At 69.0% G+C, this 17975-nt stretch carries 14 protein-coding genes; 4 read left to right on the top strand and 10 right to left on the bottom strand.

All coding sequences use genetic code 11. The features are described 5' to 3' along the window. Positions 1–213: 213 nt before the first annotated feature. The gene (locus FS845_RS11190; RefSeq protein WP_144634430.1) at positions 214–945 is read right to left on the bottom strand and encodes a pseudouridine synthase; all 732 of its coding nucleotides are present in this window, start codon (positions 943–945) and stop codon (positions 214–216) included. Between the two features lie 55 nt (positions 946–1000). Between FS845_RS11190 and FS845_RS11185 the strand changes: the two genes are divergently transcribed. Then, on the top strand, positions 1001–1594 hold the full coding sequence (locus FS845_RS11185; protein WP_144634427.1) for a chorismate--pyruvate lyase family protein: 594 nt from the start codon (positions 1001–1003) through the stop codon (positions 1592–1594). 23 nt (positions 1595–1617) lie between these two features. Continuing rightward, positions 1618–3531 carry a B12-binding domain-containing radical SAM protein gene (locus FS845_RS11180; protein ID WP_186332243.1) on the top strand — a complete coding sequence of 638 codons (1914 nt, stop codon included), beginning with the start codon at positions 1618–1620 and terminating at the stop codon, positions 3529–3531. A gap of 9 nt (positions 3532–3540) precedes the next feature. On the opposite strand, the gene FS845_RS11175 is transcribed toward FS845_RS11180, so the two are convergent. Beyond that, positions 3541–4074 carry a YaeQ family protein gene (locus tag FS845_RS11175; protein ID WP_144634424.1) on the bottom strand — a complete coding sequence of 178 codons (534 nt, stop codon included), beginning with the start codon at positions 4072–4074 and terminating at the stop codon, positions 3541–3543. Between the two features lie 269 nt (positions 4075–4343). Here FS845_RS11175 and FS845_RS11170 point away from each other — a divergent pair, with 269 nt between their 5' ends. Then, a complete protein-coding gene (locus tag FS845_RS11170; protein ID WP_144634421.1) occupies positions 4344–5090 on the top strand; it encodes a LysE family translocator in 747 nt (248 codons plus the stop codon). Positions 5091–5214: 124 nt separating this feature from the next. On the opposite strand, the gene FS845_RS11165 is transcribed toward FS845_RS11170, so the two are convergent. From FS845_RS11165 to FS845_RS11145, 5 genes are all read right to left on the bottom strand, one after another. Further along, complete coding sequence (locus FS845_RS11165; RefSeq protein ID WP_144634418.1) at positions 5215–7092, bottom strand: dipeptide ABC transporter ATP-binding protein; 1878 nt, start codon at positions 7090–7092, stop codon at positions 5215–5217. Between the two features lie 14 nt (positions 7093–7106). Further along, entirely contained in the window at positions 7107–7982 is an 876-nt protein-coding gene (locus FS845_RS11160) for an ABC transporter permease (protein ID WP_144634415.1), read from the bottom strand. Then, positions 7979–8923, bottom strand: coding sequence for an ABC transporter permease (locus FS845_RS11155; RefSeq protein WP_144634412.1), 945 nt, complete (start codon positions 8921–8923; stop codon positions 7979–7981). The genes FS845_RS11160 and FS845_RS11155 overlap by 4 nt, the downstream gene beginning before the upstream one ends. Before the next feature lie 142 nt (positions 8924–9065). After that, complete coding sequence (locus FS845_RS11150; protein WP_409929285.1) at positions 9066–10574, bottom strand: ABC transporter substrate-binding protein; 1509 nt, start codon at positions 10572–10574, stop codon at positions 9066–9068. A gap of 27 nt (positions 10575–10601) precedes the next feature. Continuing rightward, positions 10602–12230 carry a gamma-glutamyltransferase family protein gene (locus tag FS845_RS11145; protein WP_144634406.1) on the bottom strand — a complete coding sequence of 543 codons (1629 nt, stop codon included), beginning with the start codon at positions 12228–12230 and terminating at the stop codon, positions 10602–10604. A gap of 138 nt (positions 12231–12368) precedes the next feature. On the opposite strand from FS845_RS11145, the gene FS845_RS11140 reads away from it, so the two are divergent. Beyond that, entirely contained in the window at positions 12369–13283 is a 915-nt protein-coding gene (locus FS845_RS11140; protein WP_144634403.1) for a LysR substrate-binding domain-containing protein, read from the top strand. Between the two features lie 118 nt (positions 13284–13401). Here the strand turns inward: FS845_RS11140 and FS845_RS11135 are convergent, their stop codons facing one another. The 3 genes from FS845_RS11135 to FS845_RS11125 are packed head-to-tail and all read right to left on the bottom strand — an operon-like array spanning position 13402 to position 17874. Further along, entirely contained in the window at positions 13402–15585 is a 2184-nt protein-coding gene (locus FS845_RS11135; RefSeq protein ID WP_144634400.1) for a phosphocholine-specific phospholipase C, read from the bottom strand. 34 nt (positions 15586–15619) lie between these two features. Next, positions 15620–15814 (bottom strand): hypothetical protein, encoded by a 195-nt coding sequence (locus FS845_RS11130; protein WP_144634397.1) that lies wholly within the window; start codon positions 15812–15814, stop codon positions 15620–15622. A 38-nt stretch (positions 15815–15852) separates the two neighbouring features. Then, positions 15853–17874 carry a LamG-like jellyroll fold domain-containing protein gene (locus FS845_RS11125; RefSeq protein ID WP_144634394.1) on the bottom strand — a complete coding sequence of 674 codons (2022 nt, stop codon included), beginning with the start codon at positions 17872–17874 and terminating at the stop codon, positions 15853–15855. Between the last annotated feature and the right edge of the window lie 101 nt (positions 17875–17975).

The following is a 17975-nucleotide window of genomic DNA, read 5'->3' as shown; positions in this document are numbered from 1 at the left end:
AACTCTGTTCCAGAGGCGGGACAATCGGCGCACGTTGTGCTCATGGGCGGCACACTGGTTGACCGTCCTACCCTGCGCGGAGTTCCGATTCGGGCGGAGAATTGCGCATCACGACGCAATAGCCGGCCAGAATACCCCTGCCACGGGGCCGCTTAACCGTCGAGAAACGGGCTGAAATAAGTGTTTCTAAGTGCGTAGCCGCTGCCGGCCAGATCAGAAGCGTTCGTCGTCGCGCAGATAGCGCCATTGGCCGGGCGGCAGGTCGCCCAGCTGCACGTTGCCGATGCGCACCCGCTTCAGGCCCACCACCTTGAGGCCGACCAGTTCGCACATGCGGCGGATCTGGCGCTTCTTGCCTTCGCGCAGGATGAAACGCAGCTGATCCTCGTTCTGCCAGCGGACCTGCGCCTGGCGCAGCGGCTTGCCGTCCAGCGCCAGGCCATGGTTGAGCAGCGCCAGGCCGTGCTCGATCAACCTGCCCTGCACCCGGACCAGGTACTCCTTTTCGACCGACGAGTCCTCGCCGATCAGCATCTTGGCGATGCGGCCGTCCTGGGTCAGCACCAGCAGGCCCTGCGAATCGATGTCCAGCCGGCCGGCGGCGGCCAGGCCCATCAGGTGGGCGCGCTCGAAGCGGCGCGGCGAACGGTCGCCGGCATGGCGCGAAGACGCCTGCACCAGCGCCACGGCGGGCGTGTAGCCCTTCTCGGCCTGGCCCGACACGTAGCCCACCGGCTTGTTCAGCAGCACGGTGACGCGCGCGGTCTGGCGCGCCTGGGCGGCGCGCTCGAGGGTGATGGCCTGGTTCGGAAAGGCGCGCGCGCCCAGTTCGGACACGACTTCGCCGTCGACCCGGACCCAGCCCCGTTCGATATAGGCATCGGCCTCGCGCCGCGAACACAGTCCGCGCTCGGACATCAGCTTGGAGATACGCACTTTTTCCATGGGGCGGTATTGTAGTCGCAGGGTGGCTCCCGTCCGGCTTGGCATAATGGCGCCCATGACTATTCCCTGCCCCACCAGCAGGCTCGGCTGGCAAGCCGGCCCCCCTCCCTCGGCGTCTCCCCTGGTCAAGGCCTGGCTGTCGCGCCCCGGCGCGCTGACGGCGGGCCTGCGCGCGCTCGGCGCGTTCCGCCTGCGCGTGCTGGCCGAATATTCCCACGGCGTGCCGCCCGACGAGGCGCACGGCATGCTCCTGGCGCCCGGCACGCCGGTCTGGGTGCGCGAGATCGTGATGTCCGTCGACGGCGTGGATGCGGTGATGGCCCGCAGCCTGACTCCCTTGCCCGCCTCGCACGGCGTCTGGCAGAACATGCGCAAGCTGCGCACGCGGCCGCTGGCCGACATGCTGTATCACGACCGCAGCATCCGCCGCTCGGCCTTCGCGTGCAGCCCGGTGGCGCGCGGCGTGGCCCTGCGCGGCCCGGCGCGCGGCACGCTGCCGCCCGAGAACCGCGAGCACGCCGTGCTGTGGGCGCGCCGCTCGGTGTTCTGGCGCGCGGGACAGCCGCTGCTGGTCACCGAGTGCTTCATGCCCGGTTTCTGGGCGGCCGCGGCGGCCCGGCCGCAAGCCCTCCATCACCAGCGCCTCTGATTCGCGCCTCTTCGGCCTGCTCCATGTCTTCTCCCCCCTTGCGCGTGCTCTCCGTCATCCCGCCGATGACGCAGCTGAACACGCCCTATCCCTCCACGGCCTACCTGACCGGCTTCCTGCGTTCGCGCGGCGTCACGGCGTTCCAGGAGGACCTGGCGCTGGCCCTGGTGCTGCGGCTGCTGTCGGCCGGCGGCCTGCGCGCCGTGGCCGAGCGGATCGACGCGCTGCCGATCGACTGGCACACGCCGTCCATCCAGGCCTTCCTGGCCATGCAGCCCCGCTACCTGGCCACGATAGGGCCGGCCATTGCGTTCCTGCAGGGCCGCGATTCGACGCTGGCGCACCGCATCGCCAGCCGCAACTACCTGCCGGAAGGGCCGCGCTTCCGGTCGCTGGACGTCTATGTCGATGACGAGGGCGGGGATCCGCTGGCGTGGGCCTTCGGCGCGCTGGGCCTGCATGACCGCGCCAAGCACCTGGCCACCCTGTACCTGAACGACCTGGCCGACGTGCTGCGCGACGCCGTCGACTCGCGCTTCGAATTCGTGCGCTACGCCGAATCGCTGGCCGGCAGCCAGCCCACGTTCGATCCGCTGGCCCAGGCGCTGGCGGCTCCCGCCAACCTGGTGGACGAGACCCTGCGCGACCTGACCGGGCAGGCGCTGGACCGCCATGCGCCCACCATGGTGCTGCTGTCGGTGCCCTTTCCCGGCGCCGTCTATGCCGCCTTCCGCATCGCCCAGGCCATCAAGGCACGCGACCCGTCCATCGTCACCGTGCTGGGCGGCGGCTTCGTCAACACCGAGCTGCGCGAGCTGAAGGATCCGCGCGTGTTCGACTACTTCGACTACGTCACGCTGGACGCCGGCGAGCGGCCCCTGCTCGCCCTGCTGGAGCACGTGCAGGGCCAGCGCTCGCGCCAGCGCCTGGTGCGCACCTTCGTGCGCGACGCACAGAGCGGCGCGGTGCGCTACGTGAATCTGGTCGAGCCGGACGTGCCCTTCGAGGACGTGGGCACGCCCACCTGGGACGGCCTGCCGCTGGACCGCTATCTGTCGCTGCTGGACATGCTGAACCCCATGCACCGGCTCTGGAGCGACGGCCGCTGGAACAAGCTGACGGTGGCGCATGGTTGTTATTGGAAGAAATGCAGCTTCTGCGACGTCAGCCTGGATTACATCGGCCGCTACGAAGGCGCGTCGGCCAAGGTGCTGGCGGACCGCATCGCGGCCATCGTGCAGGAGACCGGACAGACCGGCTTCCATTTCGTCGACGAGGCCGCGCCGCCCAAGTCGCTGAAGGCGCTGGCGGCCGAGCTGATCGACCGCAACGCCGGCATCTCGTGGTGGGGCAACATCCGCTTCGAGAAGACCTTCACGCCCGAGCTGTGCCAGTTGCTGGCCGACAGCGGTTGCATCGCCGTGTCGGGCGGGCTGGAAGTGGCTTCGGACCGGCTGCTGAATCTGATGAAGAAAGGCGTGTCGGTCGACCAGGTGGCACGCGTGACGCGCGCCTTCACCGACGCCGGCGTGCTGGTGCATGCCTACCTGATGTACGGCTTTCCCACGCAGACGGTGCAAGACACCGTGGATGCGCTGGAATACGTGCGGCAGCTGTTCGCCAACGACTGCATCCAGAGCGGCTTCTTCCACCGCTTCGCCTGTACGGTGCATTCGCCGGTGGGAAAGAACCCCGAGGAATACGGGGTGACGCTGCAGCCGCTGCCCGAGGTGACGTTCGCCAAGAACGACGTGGGCTTTCACGACCCGACGGGCGTGGATCACGACGCCTTGGGCCGCGCGCTGAAGAAGGCCATCTACAACTACATGCACGGCATCGGCCTGGACGAGGACGTGCGCAGCTGGTTTCCGTTCAAGGTGCCGCGCACGACGGTGTCGCGGCATCGCATCAGCCGCGCGCTGGACGAGTACGACTGATGCCGCGCCCTAGCGCCAGGTCTCGGGCTGCACCGTCACCTGCCCCGCGTCGCAGGACACATAGGCCTCGCCGTCCTGCACGTTGACGTGCATGCTGAAGGTGCGTTGCGCCAGCCCGCCCAGCGCCTGTGTCTGCTCGTACGGCAGGTAGACCACGCGCAGGTTGCGGGCGCGCTCAAGCTTGTTGCGCACGCCGTCCCACCACAGCTTGCTGGCGTGGGCGTAGCAATAGACCACCACTTCGCGGGCGCGGCCGCAGGCCTTCAGGATGCGGCGCTCGTCGGGCTGGCCGACCTCGATCCACAGCTGGATGTCGCCGGTCAGGTCCTTCAGCCACACGTCGGGCTCGTCGGTGTCGCTCAGGCCCTTGGTGAACGCGAGGTTCTCGTCGCCGTGCAGGGCGAACGCCAGCAGCCGCACCATCATGCGTTCGTCCGTCTCGGACGGATGGCGGGCGATGGTGAGCGAGTGGCTGCCGTAATAGTGGCGGTCGCTGTCGGCGACGTGCAGGTCGGCCTTGTAGATGGTTGCGCGCAGGGCCATGGAATATCTGGGTGATGGGTGGATGCCGGACGCGCCGGGCGTGCGGCGGGCGACACGAATGATACCTGCCTCGCGCGAAGGACGGCCTCGGCCATCCGGGCGGCTGCGCAAGGACGTTGCGTGGGACGGCCGCGGTTCGCACCGTCGTTGCGCGCGGGTGGATTAAGCTGGCGTGGCCGGGGTCGCCGGCATGCCCCGCGCGGGCCGTATGCCTGCGGCCGATATCCCTGCGCCGGCCCCTCCCCAACCCGTTCACCGCAGCTCCGTCAATGACTCCGCTTGCCGCCCTGCTGGCCTTCACCGTCGCCGCCGCGATCCTGACGCTCACTCCCGGCCTGGACACCGCGCTGGTGCTGCGCACCGCCCTGCGCGAGGGACAGCGGCGCGCGCTGCTGGCGGGCGTGGGGATCAGCGCGGGCTGCGTGGTGTGGGGCGTGCTGGTGGCCTTCGGGCTGGGCTCGCTGCTGGCGGCGTCGCAGCTGGCGTACGACATCCTGCGCATCTGCGGCGCGGCGTATCTGTGCTACCTGGGCCTGCAGTTGCTGTGGCGCAGCCGGACGCGGCGCGGAGTTGACGGCATTGTGGCGCAGGCCGTCGATGGAGCCATGACGCCGCCCTCGCGCGATTCGACGGTGGGGCATTCCAACGGAGCCACGCCGCGGGCGTCCTCGCAGGCGGCGTCGCGCGCGGCCGCCACATCGACGGTCCGCCCCCTGACGCCCCTGCAATGGTTCCTGCGCGGCTGCCTGACCAATCTGCTGAACCCCAAGATCGGCGTGTTCTACGTGACCCTCCTGCCGCAGTTCGTGCCGGCGGGCGCGGACGTTTTCACGTTCACCCTGCTGCTGGCGGCCGTCCATGCCGTGCTGGGCGTGACCTGGTTCGCCGTCTTGGCAGCCGCGACGCGGCCGTTGAACCGCTGGCTCTCGCGGCCATCGGTGGCGCGAGGGCTGGACCGGCTGACGGGCGCGGTGTTCATCGCCTTCGGGATGAAGCTGGCGCTGGAGCGGCGCTGAGCGGCCGCGACAACGGCGCAGCGGCTCGGTCTTCGTTCGGGCGAATCGCAACCGGCGGCGCGGGGACGGCCGCATGTCTTGCGGCCCGGGCCCGCCATCCGTCAGGTCGACAGGCCCTGGCCGATCAATACACCCCGACCGAATGCCGCGCCACGAAGTGGCCCTCGGCCACCTGCACCAGCGGCTGCACCACGGGCTCGTCGCCCACGTTGCGCACCGGGCTGGGGATCTCGTCGACCAGCAGGGAGCGCTGCCGGTGGCGGCGCTGCGGGTCGGCGATGGGCACGGCCGCCATCAGCTTCCTGGTGTAGGGATGCTGCGGATTCTCGAAGATAGCCTGGCGCGGTCCGATCTCGACGATCTGCCCCAGGTACATCACCGCCACGCGGTGGCTGACGCGTTCCACCACCGCCATGTCGTGCGAGATGAACAGGAACGACACGCCCAGTTCGCGCTGCAGGTCCAGCAGCAGGTTGACGATCTGCGCCTGGATCGAGACGTCCAGCGCCGACACGGATTCGTCGGCGATCACCACCTTGGGGTTCAGCGCCAGGGCTCGCGCGATGCTGATGCGCTGGCGCTGGCCGCCCGAGAACTCGTGCGGATAGCGGTCGATCATGTCGGGCAGCAGCCCGCACTTGTCCATCAGCCAGCGCACGCGTTCCTCGGCCTGCTTGCCACGGGCCACGCGGTGGATCAAGAGCGGCTCCATGATGGAGTAGCCGACCGTCATGCGCGGATCCAGCGACGCGAACGGGTCCTGGAAGATGAACTGGATGTGCCGGCGCAGCGACTGCATGGCGGAACCGCGCAGCGAGCCGATGTTCTTGCCGTCGAACTCGATGCTGCCGCCCTGGCTCTTCACCAGTTGCAGCAGCGAACGGCCCGTGGTGGTCTTGCCGCAGCCCGACTCGCCCACCAGCGACAGCGTCTCGCCGGGATACAGGTCGAAGCTGACCTGCTCGACGGCATGCACGCGCTTTTTCACGTTGCCGAAGATGCCGCTGGCGATGTCGAAGCGCGTGGTCAGGCCGCGCACCTTCAGCAGCGGGCCCTGTTCGTGGCGCACGGTGCTGGCGCCGTCGACCGGAGCCGCCGCGGCGGCGGCCAGCGCGGCGGCCGCGGCCGCGTCGCTGGCTTCTTCCACGCGCAGCAGCGGGAACGGCGCGGGCTGCGAGGTGCCGTGCATCGCGCCCAGGCGCGGCACGGCCGACAGCAGCGCGCGCGTGTAGTTGTGGCGCGGCTCGGCGAACACCGCGTCCGACGTGCCCTCTTCCACCTTGTCGCCGCGGTACATGACCAGCACGCGGTCGGCCACCTCGGCCACCACGCCCATGTCGTGCGTGATGAAGATCACGCCCATGTCCATCTCTTCCTGCAGCTGGCGGATCAGTTGCAGGATCTGCGCCTGGATGGTCACGTCCAGCGCGGTGGTGGGCTCGTCGGCGATCAGCAGCTGCGGCTTGCAGGACAGCGCCATCGCGATCATCACGCGCTGGCGCATGCCGCCCGACAGCTGGTGCGGATAGCGGTCGAGGATGGCGCGGGCTTCGGGGATGCGCACGCGCTCGAGCATGCGCAGCGTCTCGGCGCGCGCGCCGGCCGCGTCCAGCCCCTGGTGCAGCTGCAGGGCCTCGGCGATCTGCACCCCGGCGGTGAAGCTGGGGTTCAGGGACGTCATGGGCTCCTGGAAGATCATGGCGATGTCGGCGCCGCGCACGCGCTGCAGGCTGGATTCGTCGGCGCGGGCCAGGTCGAAGACCTCGCCGCTGCGCCGCCGCAGCTGCATGCTGCCCGAGACGATCTTGCCGCCGCCGTATTCCACCAGGCGCATCAGCGACAGCGAAGTCACCGACTTTCCCGAGCCCGATTCGCCCACGATGGCCAGGGTCTCGCCGCGGTCGACGTGGAACGACAGGTCGCGCACGGCATCGACCGTGCGCGTGGGGGTATTGAAACGCACGCCCAGGTTCTCGACCTGGACCACGCGCTTATTGTCCATGCTTGCCATCTTGCTTACTTCTCCTGGCGCGGGTCGAGGGCGTCACGCAGCCCGTCGCCCAGCAGGTTGAATCCGAGCACCGCCAGGAAGATCGCCGACCCCGGGAAGATCGACATCCACGGCGCCTGCGTCATGAAGTTCTTGGCCGTGTTGAGCATCGAGCCCCACGACGGGTTGGGCGGCTGCAGGCCCAGGCCCAGGAACGACAGGCTGGCCTCGGCGATGATGGCCGTGGCGATGGTGATGGTGGCCTGCACGATGAGCGGCGGCATCACGTTGGGCAGGATGTGCCGGCCAATGATGCGCAGGTCGGAGGCCCCCAGCGCCCGGGCGCTCTGCACGTAGTCCTCGTTCTTCACCGCCAGCACCTGCCCGCGCGTGATCCGGATGAACTTGGGCGCGGCCGATACGCCGATGGCGATCATCGCGTTGATCAGGCTGGGCCCGAGGAAGGCGGCCAGCGCGATCGCCAGGATCAGGAACGGGATGGCCAGCAGCGCCTCGGTGCAGCGCGACACGATGCTGTCCGTCCAGCCGCCGAAGTAGCCGGCGGCCAGGCCGAACGGCACGCCGACGATCAGGGCGATGATGACGGACACCAGGCCCGCCATCAGCGAGGCGCGCGCGCCGTACATCAGGCGGGAGTAGATGTCGCGGCCCAGCTCGTCGGTGCCCAGCCAGAACGACGCCGACGGCGCCTTGCGGATGGTCATGAAGCTGGTCTGGAAGGGATCGTGGTTGGCCAGCAGCGGGGCGAACAGCGCCATCGCCACGAACAGCAGCACGATCACGGCGCCCAGCATGGCGACGCGGTTGCGGCGGAACTTGCCCCAGGCGCGGTTGCCGGCGCGCGGCGGAACGGCGGTCGCCGTTGCGTTGATCGTACTCATGCGTGCCTCAGGCGGGGATTGACCAGGATGTACAGCACGTCGGCCAGCAGATTCATGATGATGAAGCCCACGGCGACGCACAGGACCACGCCCTGCACCACCGCGTAGTCGCGATTGAAGACGGCGTCGACGATCAGCTTGCCGAAGCCCGGGATGGTGAAGACCTGCTCGGTGAGCACGGCGCCGGCCAGCAGTTCGCCGAACAGCAGCGTGACCAGCGTGACGATGGGCATCAGCGCGTTGCGCAGCGCGTGGCGCAGCACCACCTTGCGGGGCGAGACGCCCTTGGCGCGCGCGGTGCGCACGTAGTCGGCGCTGAGCGCTTCCAGCATGGACGACCGCGTGTGCCGCATCAGGTAGGCGGCGATCGCCGTGGACAGCACCAGCGAGGGCATCAGCAGCGTCTTGATGGACAGCCACAGGTCTTCGGCCGGCGACACGTAGCCGGAGGCCGGCAGCAGTTGCCACTGCACCGACACCACCATGATCAGGATGATGCCCAGCCAGAAGTTCGGGATGGACATGCCGGACAGCGCCGCCACGTTGGCCCCCATCTCGACGGCCGTGCCCTTGCGCACCGCCGCGATGATGCCCATGGGTATGCCGATGAGCACGGCGAAGAACATGGCCATGACCGCCAGCTGCAGCGTGACGGGCAGCTTCTGCGTGATCAGCTGCGACACGGGCACGTCGGTGCGCAGCGACTTGCCCAGGTCGCCCTGCAGCACCTGGGTCACCCAGGCGCCGTACTGCACGGGCAGCGGATCGTTCAGGTGGTATTTGTCGCGCAGGTAGTCGAGCACGGCCGGGTCGCGCTCTTCCCCCGCCAGCGTCAGCACGGGATCGCCAGGCAGGATCTTCTGCAGCATGAAGACGAGCATCGACACCAGCACTAGGGTCGGGATGGCGACGACCACGCGGCGCAGTATGAGTCTTAGCATAGATGAAACCGAGAAAATGAAGACGGCTCGGCTCGTCCCGAGGGACGAGGCCGACGCCGCCGCAGCACACGCCGCGTCACCGCCGACCGGGCCGCGCCAGGGCGGATACCCGCCTGGAACACCCGGCCCGCGGCGCGGAGCGTTATTTTGCCAGGGTCACGCCCTTCAGGCGGATCATGCCGTCAGCGTAGGGCTTGAAACCTTGCAGCTTCTTGCTCATGGCGAAGGGCCAGGGCTGGTAGTACAGGTAGAAATTGCGCATGTCCTTGTCGAGGATGGCCTCGGCCTGGTCGTACAAGGCCTTGCGCTTGACCTGGTCGGGCACCTGGCGGGCGTCGTTCAGCAGCTTGTCCACGGCGGGATTGTCGTACTTGCCGTCGTTCAGCGAGCCCTTGGCCGTGACGAAGGAGTAGATGTTGCCGTCCGGGTCGACGCGGCCGGACCAGCCGCGGATCGAGGCCTCGAAGTTGCCCTGCAGGTTGCCCGCCAGCAGCGCGGCGTAGTCGGTGGGACGCAGGCTGAGCTGGATGCCCGATTCGGCCGCCATGGCCTGGACCATCTCGGCGATGGCCGCCGTCGTGGTGTTGTTGCCATAGGACAGCTCGGCCTTGACCGTGGTCAGGCCGGCTTCCTTCAGCAGGGCTTTGGCCTTGGCCACGTCGCGCTGGGGCACCGGCTTGTCGCTGTGATAGGGGCTGGCCGGCGGGAACGGCTGGTTGGCGGGAGTGTAGATGCCGGCGCCGATCACTTCGTTGATGGCGTTGCGGTCGATGGACAGTTCCAGCGCGCGGCGGACGCGGGCGTCCTTGAAGGCGCTGTTCTTGGCGCGATCGCCGTTGCCCACGTTGAAGTAGATCTCCTGGAAGCCCAGGCCGTCCACCGACTCGAACTTCAGGTTGGCGTCGCCCTTGACCTGGGCCACGTCCGACGGGTTCACGCGCTCGATCAGCTGCAGGCCGCCGGCGCGCAGGTTGGACAGGCGCACGGTGGTGTCGGGCACCGGAAGAAACACCAGGCGCGAGAAGTGGAAGTCCTTCGCGTCGTAGTACTTGTCGAACTTGTCCAGCACGATGCGGTCGTTCTGGATGCGCTCGACGAACTTGTACGGACCGGAACAGACGGGCGTGCGGGCCACCGACGCCGCATCGGCGAAGCTCTTGGGCGACAGCATCATGCCCGCGCGGTCGGACAGGTTGGCCAGCAGCGTGGCGTCGGGCGCCTTCAGCGTCAGCACCAGGGTCTCGGCGTCGGGCGCGTCGACCTTCTCGACCGAGCCCAGCTCGCTCTTGCGCATGCTGTCCTGCAGGGTCAGCGCGCGGTCCAGGTTGGCCTTGGCGGCGGCGGCGTCGAACTTGCTGCCGTCATGGAAGGTGGCGTCGGTGCGCAGCTTGAAGGTCAGCACCTTGTTGTCCGGACTCCAGGTCCAGGACGTGGCCAGCTGCGGCACGAACTGCAGCTTGGCGTCGATGTCGACCAGCTTGTCGCAAAGCGAGGTGAACACCAGCCGGCTGACGTAGGTGCGGGCGCGGTGCGGATCCAGCACGTCGACCTCTTCCTGCAGGCCGATGCGCAGTTCCTGCGCCACGGCGGCGCCCGACGCGGCCGCCAGCAGCAGGCCGCCCAGGATGACGCTTGCGCGTGTACGTTTCATCATTGAGATCTTCCCCTTTATCCAGAATCAGAATCCGACCGCCTGGCCGTCGCGGCGGGTGTCGCTGGCCGCGACGTAACCGTGCTCGTTGTCGTTGGCCGACATGCGCCAGATGAACTGGCCCGCGCCGAAGTCCATGTAGGGATCGTCCACCGACTTCAGGCCGTGGCCCAGGTCCTTCAGGCCGCCCACCGTCTGCGCGTTCATGCTGGCTTCGACGTCCAGCGTGAAGTCGCGGTTGACCTTCCAGCGCGGCGCATCGCACGCGGCCTGCGGCTGCTGGTGATAGTCGACCATGCGCACGACCGTCTGCAGGTGGCCCTGCGGCTGCATGTCGCCGCCCATCACGCCGAAGCTCATCACCGGGCGGCCGCCCTGCGTGAGGAAGCCCGGGATGATGGTGTGGAACGGGCGCTTGCCGCCTTCGACCACGTTGGCCGAGGCCGGATCCATGGAGAAGCCCACGCCGCGGTTCTGCATGCTGATGCCGGTGCCCGGCACCACGATGCCCGAGCCGAAGCCCATGTAGTTGGACTGGATGAACGAGATCATCATGCCGTTCTCGTCGGCGGCCGTCAGGTAGACGGTGCCGCCGGCGTGCGGGCGGCCCGCCTGGAAGGGCGTGGCCTGGTCCAGCCTGATCAGCTTGGCGCGGCTGTCCAGGTAGGCGTCGTCCAACATCTGCTCGGGCGTGACCTCCATGCTGCGCGGATCGGCCACGTAGCGGTACAGGTCGGCGAAAGCCAGCTTCATGGCCTCGATCTGCACGTGCTGCGACTGCACCGAATCCACCGGCATCGAGGCCAGGTCGAAGCGCTCGCAGATGCCCAGCGCGATCAGCGCGGCGATGCCCTGCCCGTTCGGCGGGATCTCGTGCAGTTCGTAGCCGCGGTACGACTTGGAGATCGGATCGACCCAGTCGGGGCGGTAGTTGCGCAGGTCGTCCAGCGTCATCGCGCCGCCGTGTTCCTTGGAGAATGCGGCGATGCGCTCGGCCAGCTCGCCTTCGTAGAAATCTCGGCCGCGGCTTTCGGCGATGCGGCGCAGCGCGAACGCGGCGTCCTTGAAGCGGAAATGCTCGCCCACTGCGGGCGCGTGGCCGTTGGGCATGAAGGCCTGGGCGTAGCCCGGCTGGCCCGACAGTTCGGCGGCCGCGGCGGCCCACTTGTGCGCCACCACGGGCGGCACGGCGTAGCCGCGCTCGGCGATCTCGATGGCGGGCTCGAACAGCTGTTCGAACGGCAGCTTGCCCAGCTTCTCGTGCAGCGTGGCCCAGCCGGCCACCACGCCCGGCACCGTGGCGGAATCCCAGCCGCGCTTGGGGCGATTGGCCAGGCCCGCGGCATCGGTGCCGTACTTGCGCTTGAAGTACTCGACGTTCCAGGCGGCGGGCGCCACGCCCGAGGAATTCAGGCCATGCAGGCGCTGGCCGTCCCAGACGATGGCGAAGCAGTCGCCACCCAGGCCGCAGGACACGGGCTCGACCAGCGTGATGGCGGCCGCCGCGGCGATGGCGGCGTCGACCGCATTGCCGCCCTTGAGCAGCATGCGCAGGCCCGCCTGCGCGGCCAGGGGATGCGACGTGGACACCACGTTGCGGGCGAACAGCGGGATGCGGTACGACGGATAGGGGTTGGCCCAGTCGAAGGATTTCATGCGGCGGCTCTGCGGTAGGTCGATGCGAAACGGGCCACGTTACTCTCGTGATTTAATTAAATCAATTTGAATCTTCTATCCGTCATTAAAGAGTTTTTTGTCAGTGACGGATTTCTTCGCAAGACCGGTTTTTCGACGATGAGCACCATACGTTTCATGCGCACCTTCCTGGCCGTCGCCCACCACGGTTCGTTCTCCGAGGCGGCCGAACAGGTGGCGCTGACCCAGGCCGCCGTCAGCTTCCAGATGCGCGCCCTGGAGACCGAACTGGGCCGCGAACTGTTCGACCGCAGCGGCCGGCTGGCGCTGCTGAACGCCGCCGGGCGCGAGCTGCTGCCGGAGATCAAGCACCTGCTGGATTTATACGACCGCCTGCGCCAGCCGCGCAATGCGCCCGACGAACTGGCCGGCTCGGTGTCCATCGGCGCCATCGTGTCCTGCATGGGCACGCTGTCCAAGGTGGTGTCGCGCATGAAGCGCGACCATCCCGCGCTGGACGTGCGGCTGTTCTCGGGCAAGGCCAGCGAGCTGGCGGGCAAGGTCGAGGCGGGCGAGCTGGACGCCGCCTTCATCGTGGAGGCCGGCCGCAAGATGGCCAGCACCCGCTGGGTGACGCTGTACGAAGAACCGCTGGTGGTGGTGGCGCCGGCCTCGGCGCGCGGGGCCGACGCGCGCGCGGTGCTGGCGGCCCATCCCTTTCTGCGTTTCGACCGGACCCAGCGCACCGGGCTGCAGATCGACCGGGTGCTGCGCCGGCTGGGGGTGTCGGTGAACGAGTTCCTGGAACTGAACGCCATCGAGACCCTGGTGGAGCTGGTGCGGCAGGAAGTGGGCGTGGCCCTGCTGCCGCTGCTGATCGGCGCGAACTGGCAGCACAGTTCCGACCTGCGCGTGCTGCCGCTGCCCGAAGACCTGGGGGCCATCGCGCGCGGCATCGGCATGCTGGAACGGCGCGAACACGCGCGCCAGGCCGTCACCGGCGAGATCTGCGCGCTGGCGGGCGCGGCGGTGCGCAAGCGCGGCGGCGGCGCGGAACCACCGGGCGCACCATGAAAAAGGCGGGCGCCTCTGCCGAGGCCCCACCCTGCACCCGTCGCCGTACTGGTACCGTCGCCCGCCCTGCCGCGCCCTGATGGGGGCGGATGCGGCGCAAGGCGCCGGGATCGCTACGTCAGCGTCCCATCGCCGGGTCGCTGACCGAGGGCTTGCCCGTCTCCACGCGGCCGGCGTAGCGGCGCTCGTAGCCGGCGTCGCCGCGCACCTTCACGGTGAAGTCGTACCAGCTGCCGCTGGACTGCAGCGGCCAGTGCTGCTCGGCCCTGCCCTGCGCGTCCACGGCCACGCTCCAGTTCGCGCCCGCCGTGTAGTAGGCGTTGGGCACGATGTCGAACGTGCAGGCCGCGTCGCCCGTGTTCATGAAGGTGACGTACACGTCGCCGTTGGCCACGTCGTAGCAGACGCGGATCTCGGGCACGGCCGCGCCGGCGGCGCGCAAGGTGTTCACATTGCCCTTGAAATGGCGATGGAAGCCGTTGGGCCCCAGCACCCACAGGTCGTAGGCGCCGGCGTCGTCCACCACGTTCCAGCTGTCGTCCAGCTGCTTGCCCGGCTCGACCGTGTAGCGGCGCGGCACACGGTCCAGGTGCAGGCGGTCGTACACATGGAACACTGCGCCCGCGGCGCCGGTGTTGGAGAAGATCAGCCACATCTTCATGCCCGACACGTCGGCCCGGCCGCTGGTGTGCAGTTCGTAGGGCAGCGGCCGCGAGAAGCGCATGCCGGTGGACTGGGTCGGACGCGACTGGGCGGCCTCGGCCGGCACCGGCACCTGCGCCAGCGCGCCCTGCGCGGCGCGCACGCCGTCGGCCTGCGCCTTGGTCAGCAGCGTCAGGTCGGGCAGCGCTTCATCGTTCGGGTTGGCGAAGTTGAAGGCCGAGGTCAGGTCGCCCAGCACGACGCGGCGCCACGGGCTGATGTTCTCTTCCTTCACGCCGAAGCGGGCTTCCAGGAAGCGCAGCACCGAGGTGTGGTCGAAGGCCTGGGAATTCACCCACCCGCCACGGCTCCACGGCGAGACCACGTACATGGGCACGCGCGGGCCGGGGCCGTAGACCTGGTTGTCCGCGGCGTCCTGCGCCGAGGCCACCGTGTGGTGGTCGGCCAGCGTGTCCACCGTGGAAGCGCCGGCCAGCGTGCCGTCCTCGTTGTACGACGGCGCCGCGGGCGGCGGGACATGATCGAAGAAACCGTCGTTCTCGTCGAAATTGATGAACAGCACGGTCTTGCTCCAGACCTCCGGGTTGGCCGTGAGCGCGTCCAGCACCTGCTGGATGTACCAGGCGCCCTGGATGGGGCTGGACGGTCCGGGGTGCTCGGAATACGTGGCCGGGGCCACGATCCACGACACCTGCGGCAGCGAGCCGTTGGCCGCGTCGTCGCGCAGCGCCTGCAGCATGCCGGCGTCGGGCATGGTGTTGGCCACGCCCTTGTACAACGGAATGGACGCGTCCACGGCCGGCGTCCATGCGGGATACGGCGCGCCGTCGGGGCCGTTGCCGGCCGCCTCGTTCGCACGACGGAACTTCTGGAAGCCCGCCAGCGAATTGTCGGTGAAGTTGTCGGGCAGGTTCTGGTAGACCTTCCAGCTCACGCCCGCCTCCTGCAGCCGCTCGGGATACGTCGTCCAGTTCCAGCCGGTGGTGGAGGCCTCCAGGCCATCCCACTGGTTGCGCGTGGACGGTCCGTTGCCCCGGCCGGTGGGGTCGTTGGTGCCGGTCCACAGGAACAGGCGGTTGGTGTTGGTGCCGCCGTGCGTGGAACAGTGGTAGGCGTCGCACAGGGTGAAGGCGTTGGCCAGCGCGAACTGGAAGCCTAGCTCGGCCTCGCGGTAATAGCCCATCGACTGGTTGTTCTTGTAGCGTGGCCATTGCTGCAGGCGGCCGCTGCCCCAGGCCTGGTGGGCATCGACGTAGTCGTGCGGCGTGCCGCTGACGCGCTGCGCGTTGCCGACGCTGCTGTCCAGGTGGTACGGCATCACGATGCGCGTGCCGTTGGACTGCTCCCAGACGCTGCGGCCATCCGGCAGCGGAATGGTGAAGCGGTCACCGAAGCCGCGCACGCCATTGAGCGTGCCGAAGTAATTGTCGAAGGAGCGGTTCTCCTGCATCAGGACCACGACGTGTTCGACGTCGTTGATGGTGCCGGTGCGGTTGTTGGCGGGGATGGCCAGCGCGCGGCGGATGCTCGGCGGGAACAGCGACAGCGCGGTCATGCCGCCCGCGGCCAGTGCGGTGTTGCGCAGGAAGCGGCGCTTGCCGGCGCTGGCCGGGCCGAAGGAATCGTCGTGTTGGGACATGTCGGAAGTTTCCTGGTGGGTCGTCGTGCCGGGATCAGGGCGCGCAGCGCAGCTGCGGCTGTTCGGCGGGCGGGTTGCCGGGTTCGGTCGGGGTGTCGCCGCCGCCCGGGCCGTTGCCGCTGTCGTCGGAGTCGTGGTCGCCGCCGCAGGCGGACAGCGCCAGGGTCATTCCCAGCAGCAGGCAGGCACCCAGGCGCTGCCAGAGACGTGCATCGCGTTCGATAGGCATGGTTACTCTCTCGTATTGCGGGTGAAAATGCGTGGCGCTCACGGCAGCACTTCGGCCACGGAATGGCCCGACAGCGCCAGCGAACGCACCTCGGTCTCGGTAAGCGCGCGGTTCCAGAACGCCAGGTCGTCGAAGTCCATGGTGTAGGCGCGCTTGTCGTAGCTGCGCAGCTTGTTGTAGTTGCCCAGGGCGTCCTCGTTCATGCCCAGGTGCGCGCCTATCACGCCTTCGATCCGGCTCAGGTCGACGCTGCCGGTGGACGCGCTGCGCGTGGCGAACCCCTTCTGCAGGTCATACACGTAGGCCGTCATCGTCCTGGCGGCCTTGTCGATGCTGAGCGCCACGTACACCGGCTGGTTGGCCGTGTAGGAAAGGCCGTTGATGTCGACGCGGCGCGAGCCGTCGCCCAGGTTGAAGCGGAACTCCGCATGGGTGGGATCGTAGTTCGGCCGGGTGGTGTTCCACTGGGCGATGGTGATGCCCGCGTTGGCGCCCGTGTTGTAGTCCTTGTTGGTCAGCACGGGCTTGTCGTCGGACATGCCGTCCGAGCGGAACCAGAAGCCGATGGTGAAGGCGTTGGGCGTGGCCAGCATGCCGGCCGGATGGTCGAGCTTGAACGAACTGAGGGTGTCGGTGGTGCGCTGGGCGCGGAACATGCGGCCGAACGGGCCGTCCGCGAATTCGGGCCCCTGCGCGCCGTCGTACGGCGTGATGCCGGTGGCGCCCTGCGACACGTCCTGCAACCGGTTCTCGAAGGTGTACAGCATGGTCAGGCCGTTGCGCAGCGACGATTCCAGCAGCACCGGCGGCGTGTACAGCACCTTGGCCTGCACGGCGCTGCCGGAGGCGCCGGCTTGCACCGTGTAGTCCAGCGTGTGCAGCCCGCCTTCCTGGAAGGTGAAGCCGCTGTCCTGGTAGTGCGTGGCGTCGCCCGGCAGGCGCGCGACTTCCGCGCCGTCGCGCAGCACGACGATCTGCGCGGGGACCTCGCCCACCAGCGACCAGCTCAGCGCGACGCTGCCGTTGTCGGCGGCGGTGACGGCGGCCAGACGGCGCACGGCCACGGCGTCCGTCAGCACGGCGCCGGCCATGCCGGCCTGCTGCCCCGTGGCCCGCAGGTGGGCCAGCGCGGTGGGCGCGACGTCGGCGGCGCTGGGCAGCGCGTACCAGGCGTCGTCCCATGCGCCGGACAGGTCCGTCGCGGCGCGGTCCGCGCCCAGCAGAGCGGCACGGTTGGCGGCGATGAACAGCGTCTTGTTGGCGGCCAGCGGCAGGCCGTCGCTGGCGCCGGCGGGCGACAGGCCGTGGCTGGCCGTGACCATCACCAGCCAGTCTTCCTCGGGATGCGCCTGGCGGCGCGCGGCCACGGCGGCCAGCAGCCCGCCCAGGCCGGCGTCGGCCTGGCGCAGCACCGCGCGGTAGTCTCCGCCGAAGCCGCCGGCCTGCGCGGCGCGCTGCACGGCGCCGAACTGCGCCACCACCGCGTCGTAACCGTCGCCGATGCGCGCCTGCGCGTCGCGCGCTACGCAAACATCGTCGCCGGCGCAGTCGGTCAGGGCGGACAGGTAGCCGGCGTCGCGATCGCCGTTCTCGATCTGCGCGACCACGCTGGTGTGGAACGCCGCGGCGGTGCGCGCGGCGGGCTGCGCCGTCTTCAGGCGCTTGAACAAGGTGTCGGCATGCAGGGCCTGGCCGGCTGCATTGGAACGCACCTGGTGCGTGTCGGCCCAGCCGCCCGTCAGCAGCGTCGCCCAGCCCGGCGCGTCCAGGGTGGACTGCTGGGTGGGCGTGGCGGTGACGCCGCCGGTCCAGCCGCGCGTCAACGTCAGTTGCGCCAGATTCGGCAACGTGCCGTCGGCCGTGCCGGCCCGCACCGCGTCGTACGTCGCGCCGTCCAGGCCGATCAGCAGCATCTTGCGCACCGCCGGCTGCCCCGAGGGCGGCGGGACCGGCGTATCCGCCGCGGGGTCATCCCCGTCGTCCCCCCCGCCGCCACAGGCCGCCAGCGCCGCGCTGACAAGAATGAGCGCCGCCCAGCGGCACCATTTCGCGTTCTTCATTTTTTCGAGCTTCTCGTTGTTGTGGCCGCGAAAGGGCGGCCCGGTCAGCTCGACATGCTGGCGAAGCGACGTGAATGGGGGATGAATCAAAGCGGAAATCG

The sequence above is a fragment of the Bordetella genomosp. 13 genome, from assembly GCF_007679965.1.
Classification (GTDB): domain Bacteria; phylum Pseudomonadota; class Gammaproteobacteria; order Burkholderiales; family Burkholderiaceae_B; genus Bordetella.
The sequence above is the reverse complement of the archived record's forward strand: the minus strand, read 5'-3'. Positions and strand labels throughout refer to the sequence as shown.

Coding starts and splice junctions, on each gene's coding strand:
- FS845_RS11190 (WP_144634430.1), bottom strand. CDS start 945: ATGGAAAAAGTGCGTATCTCCAAGCTGATGTCCGAGCGCGGACTGTGT.
- FS845_RS11165 (WP_144634418.1), bottom strand. CDS start 7,092: ATGGACAATAAGCGCGTGGTCCAGGTCGAGAACCTGGGCGTGCGTTTC.
- FS845_RS11145 (WP_144634406.1), bottom strand. CDS start 12,230: ATGAAATCCTTCGACTGGGCCAACCCCTATCCGTCGTACCGCATCCCG.
- FS845_RS11125 (WP_144634394.1), bottom strand. CDS start 17,874: ATGAAGAACGCGAAATGGTGCCGCTGGGCGGCGCTCATTCTTGTCAGC.
- FS845_RS11185 (WP_144634427.1), top strand. CDS start 1,001: ATGACTATTCCCTGCCCCACCAGCAGGCTCGGCTGGCAAGCCGGCCCC.
- FS845_RS11140 (WP_144634403.1), top strand. CDS start 12,369: ATGAGCACCATACGTTTCATGCGCACCTTCCTGGCCGTCGCCCACCAC.
- FS845_RS11160 (WP_144634415.1), bottom strand. CDS start 7,982: ATGAGTACGATCAACGCAACGGCGACCGCCGTTCCGCCGCGCGCCGGC.
- FS845_RS11135 (WP_144634400.1), bottom strand. CDS start 15,585: ATGTCCCAACACGACGATTCCTTCGGCCCGGCCAGCGCCGGCAAGCGC.
- FS845_RS11170 (WP_144634421.1), top strand. CDS start 4,344: ATGACTCCGCTTGCCGCCCTGCTGGCCTTCACCGTCGCCGCCGCGATC.
- FS845_RS11175 (WP_144634424.1), bottom strand. CDS start 4,074: ATGGCCCTGCGCGCAACCATCTACAAGGCCGACCTGCACGTCGCCGAC.
- FS845_RS11130 (WP_144634397.1), bottom strand. CDS start 15,814: ATGCCTATCGAACGCGATGCACGTCTCTGGCAGCGCCTGGGTGCCTGC.
- FS845_RS11180 (WP_186332243.1), top strand. CDS start 1,618: ATGTCTTCTCCCCCCTTGCGCGTGCTCTCCGTCATCCCGCCGATGACG.
- FS845_RS11150 (WP_409929285.1), bottom strand. CDS start 10,574: ATGAAACGTACACGCGCAAGCGTCATCCTGGGCGGCCTGCTGCTGGCG.
- FS845_RS11155 (WP_144634412.1), bottom strand. CDS start 8,923: ATGCTAAGACTCATACTGCGCCGCGTGGTCGTCGCCATCCCGACCCTA.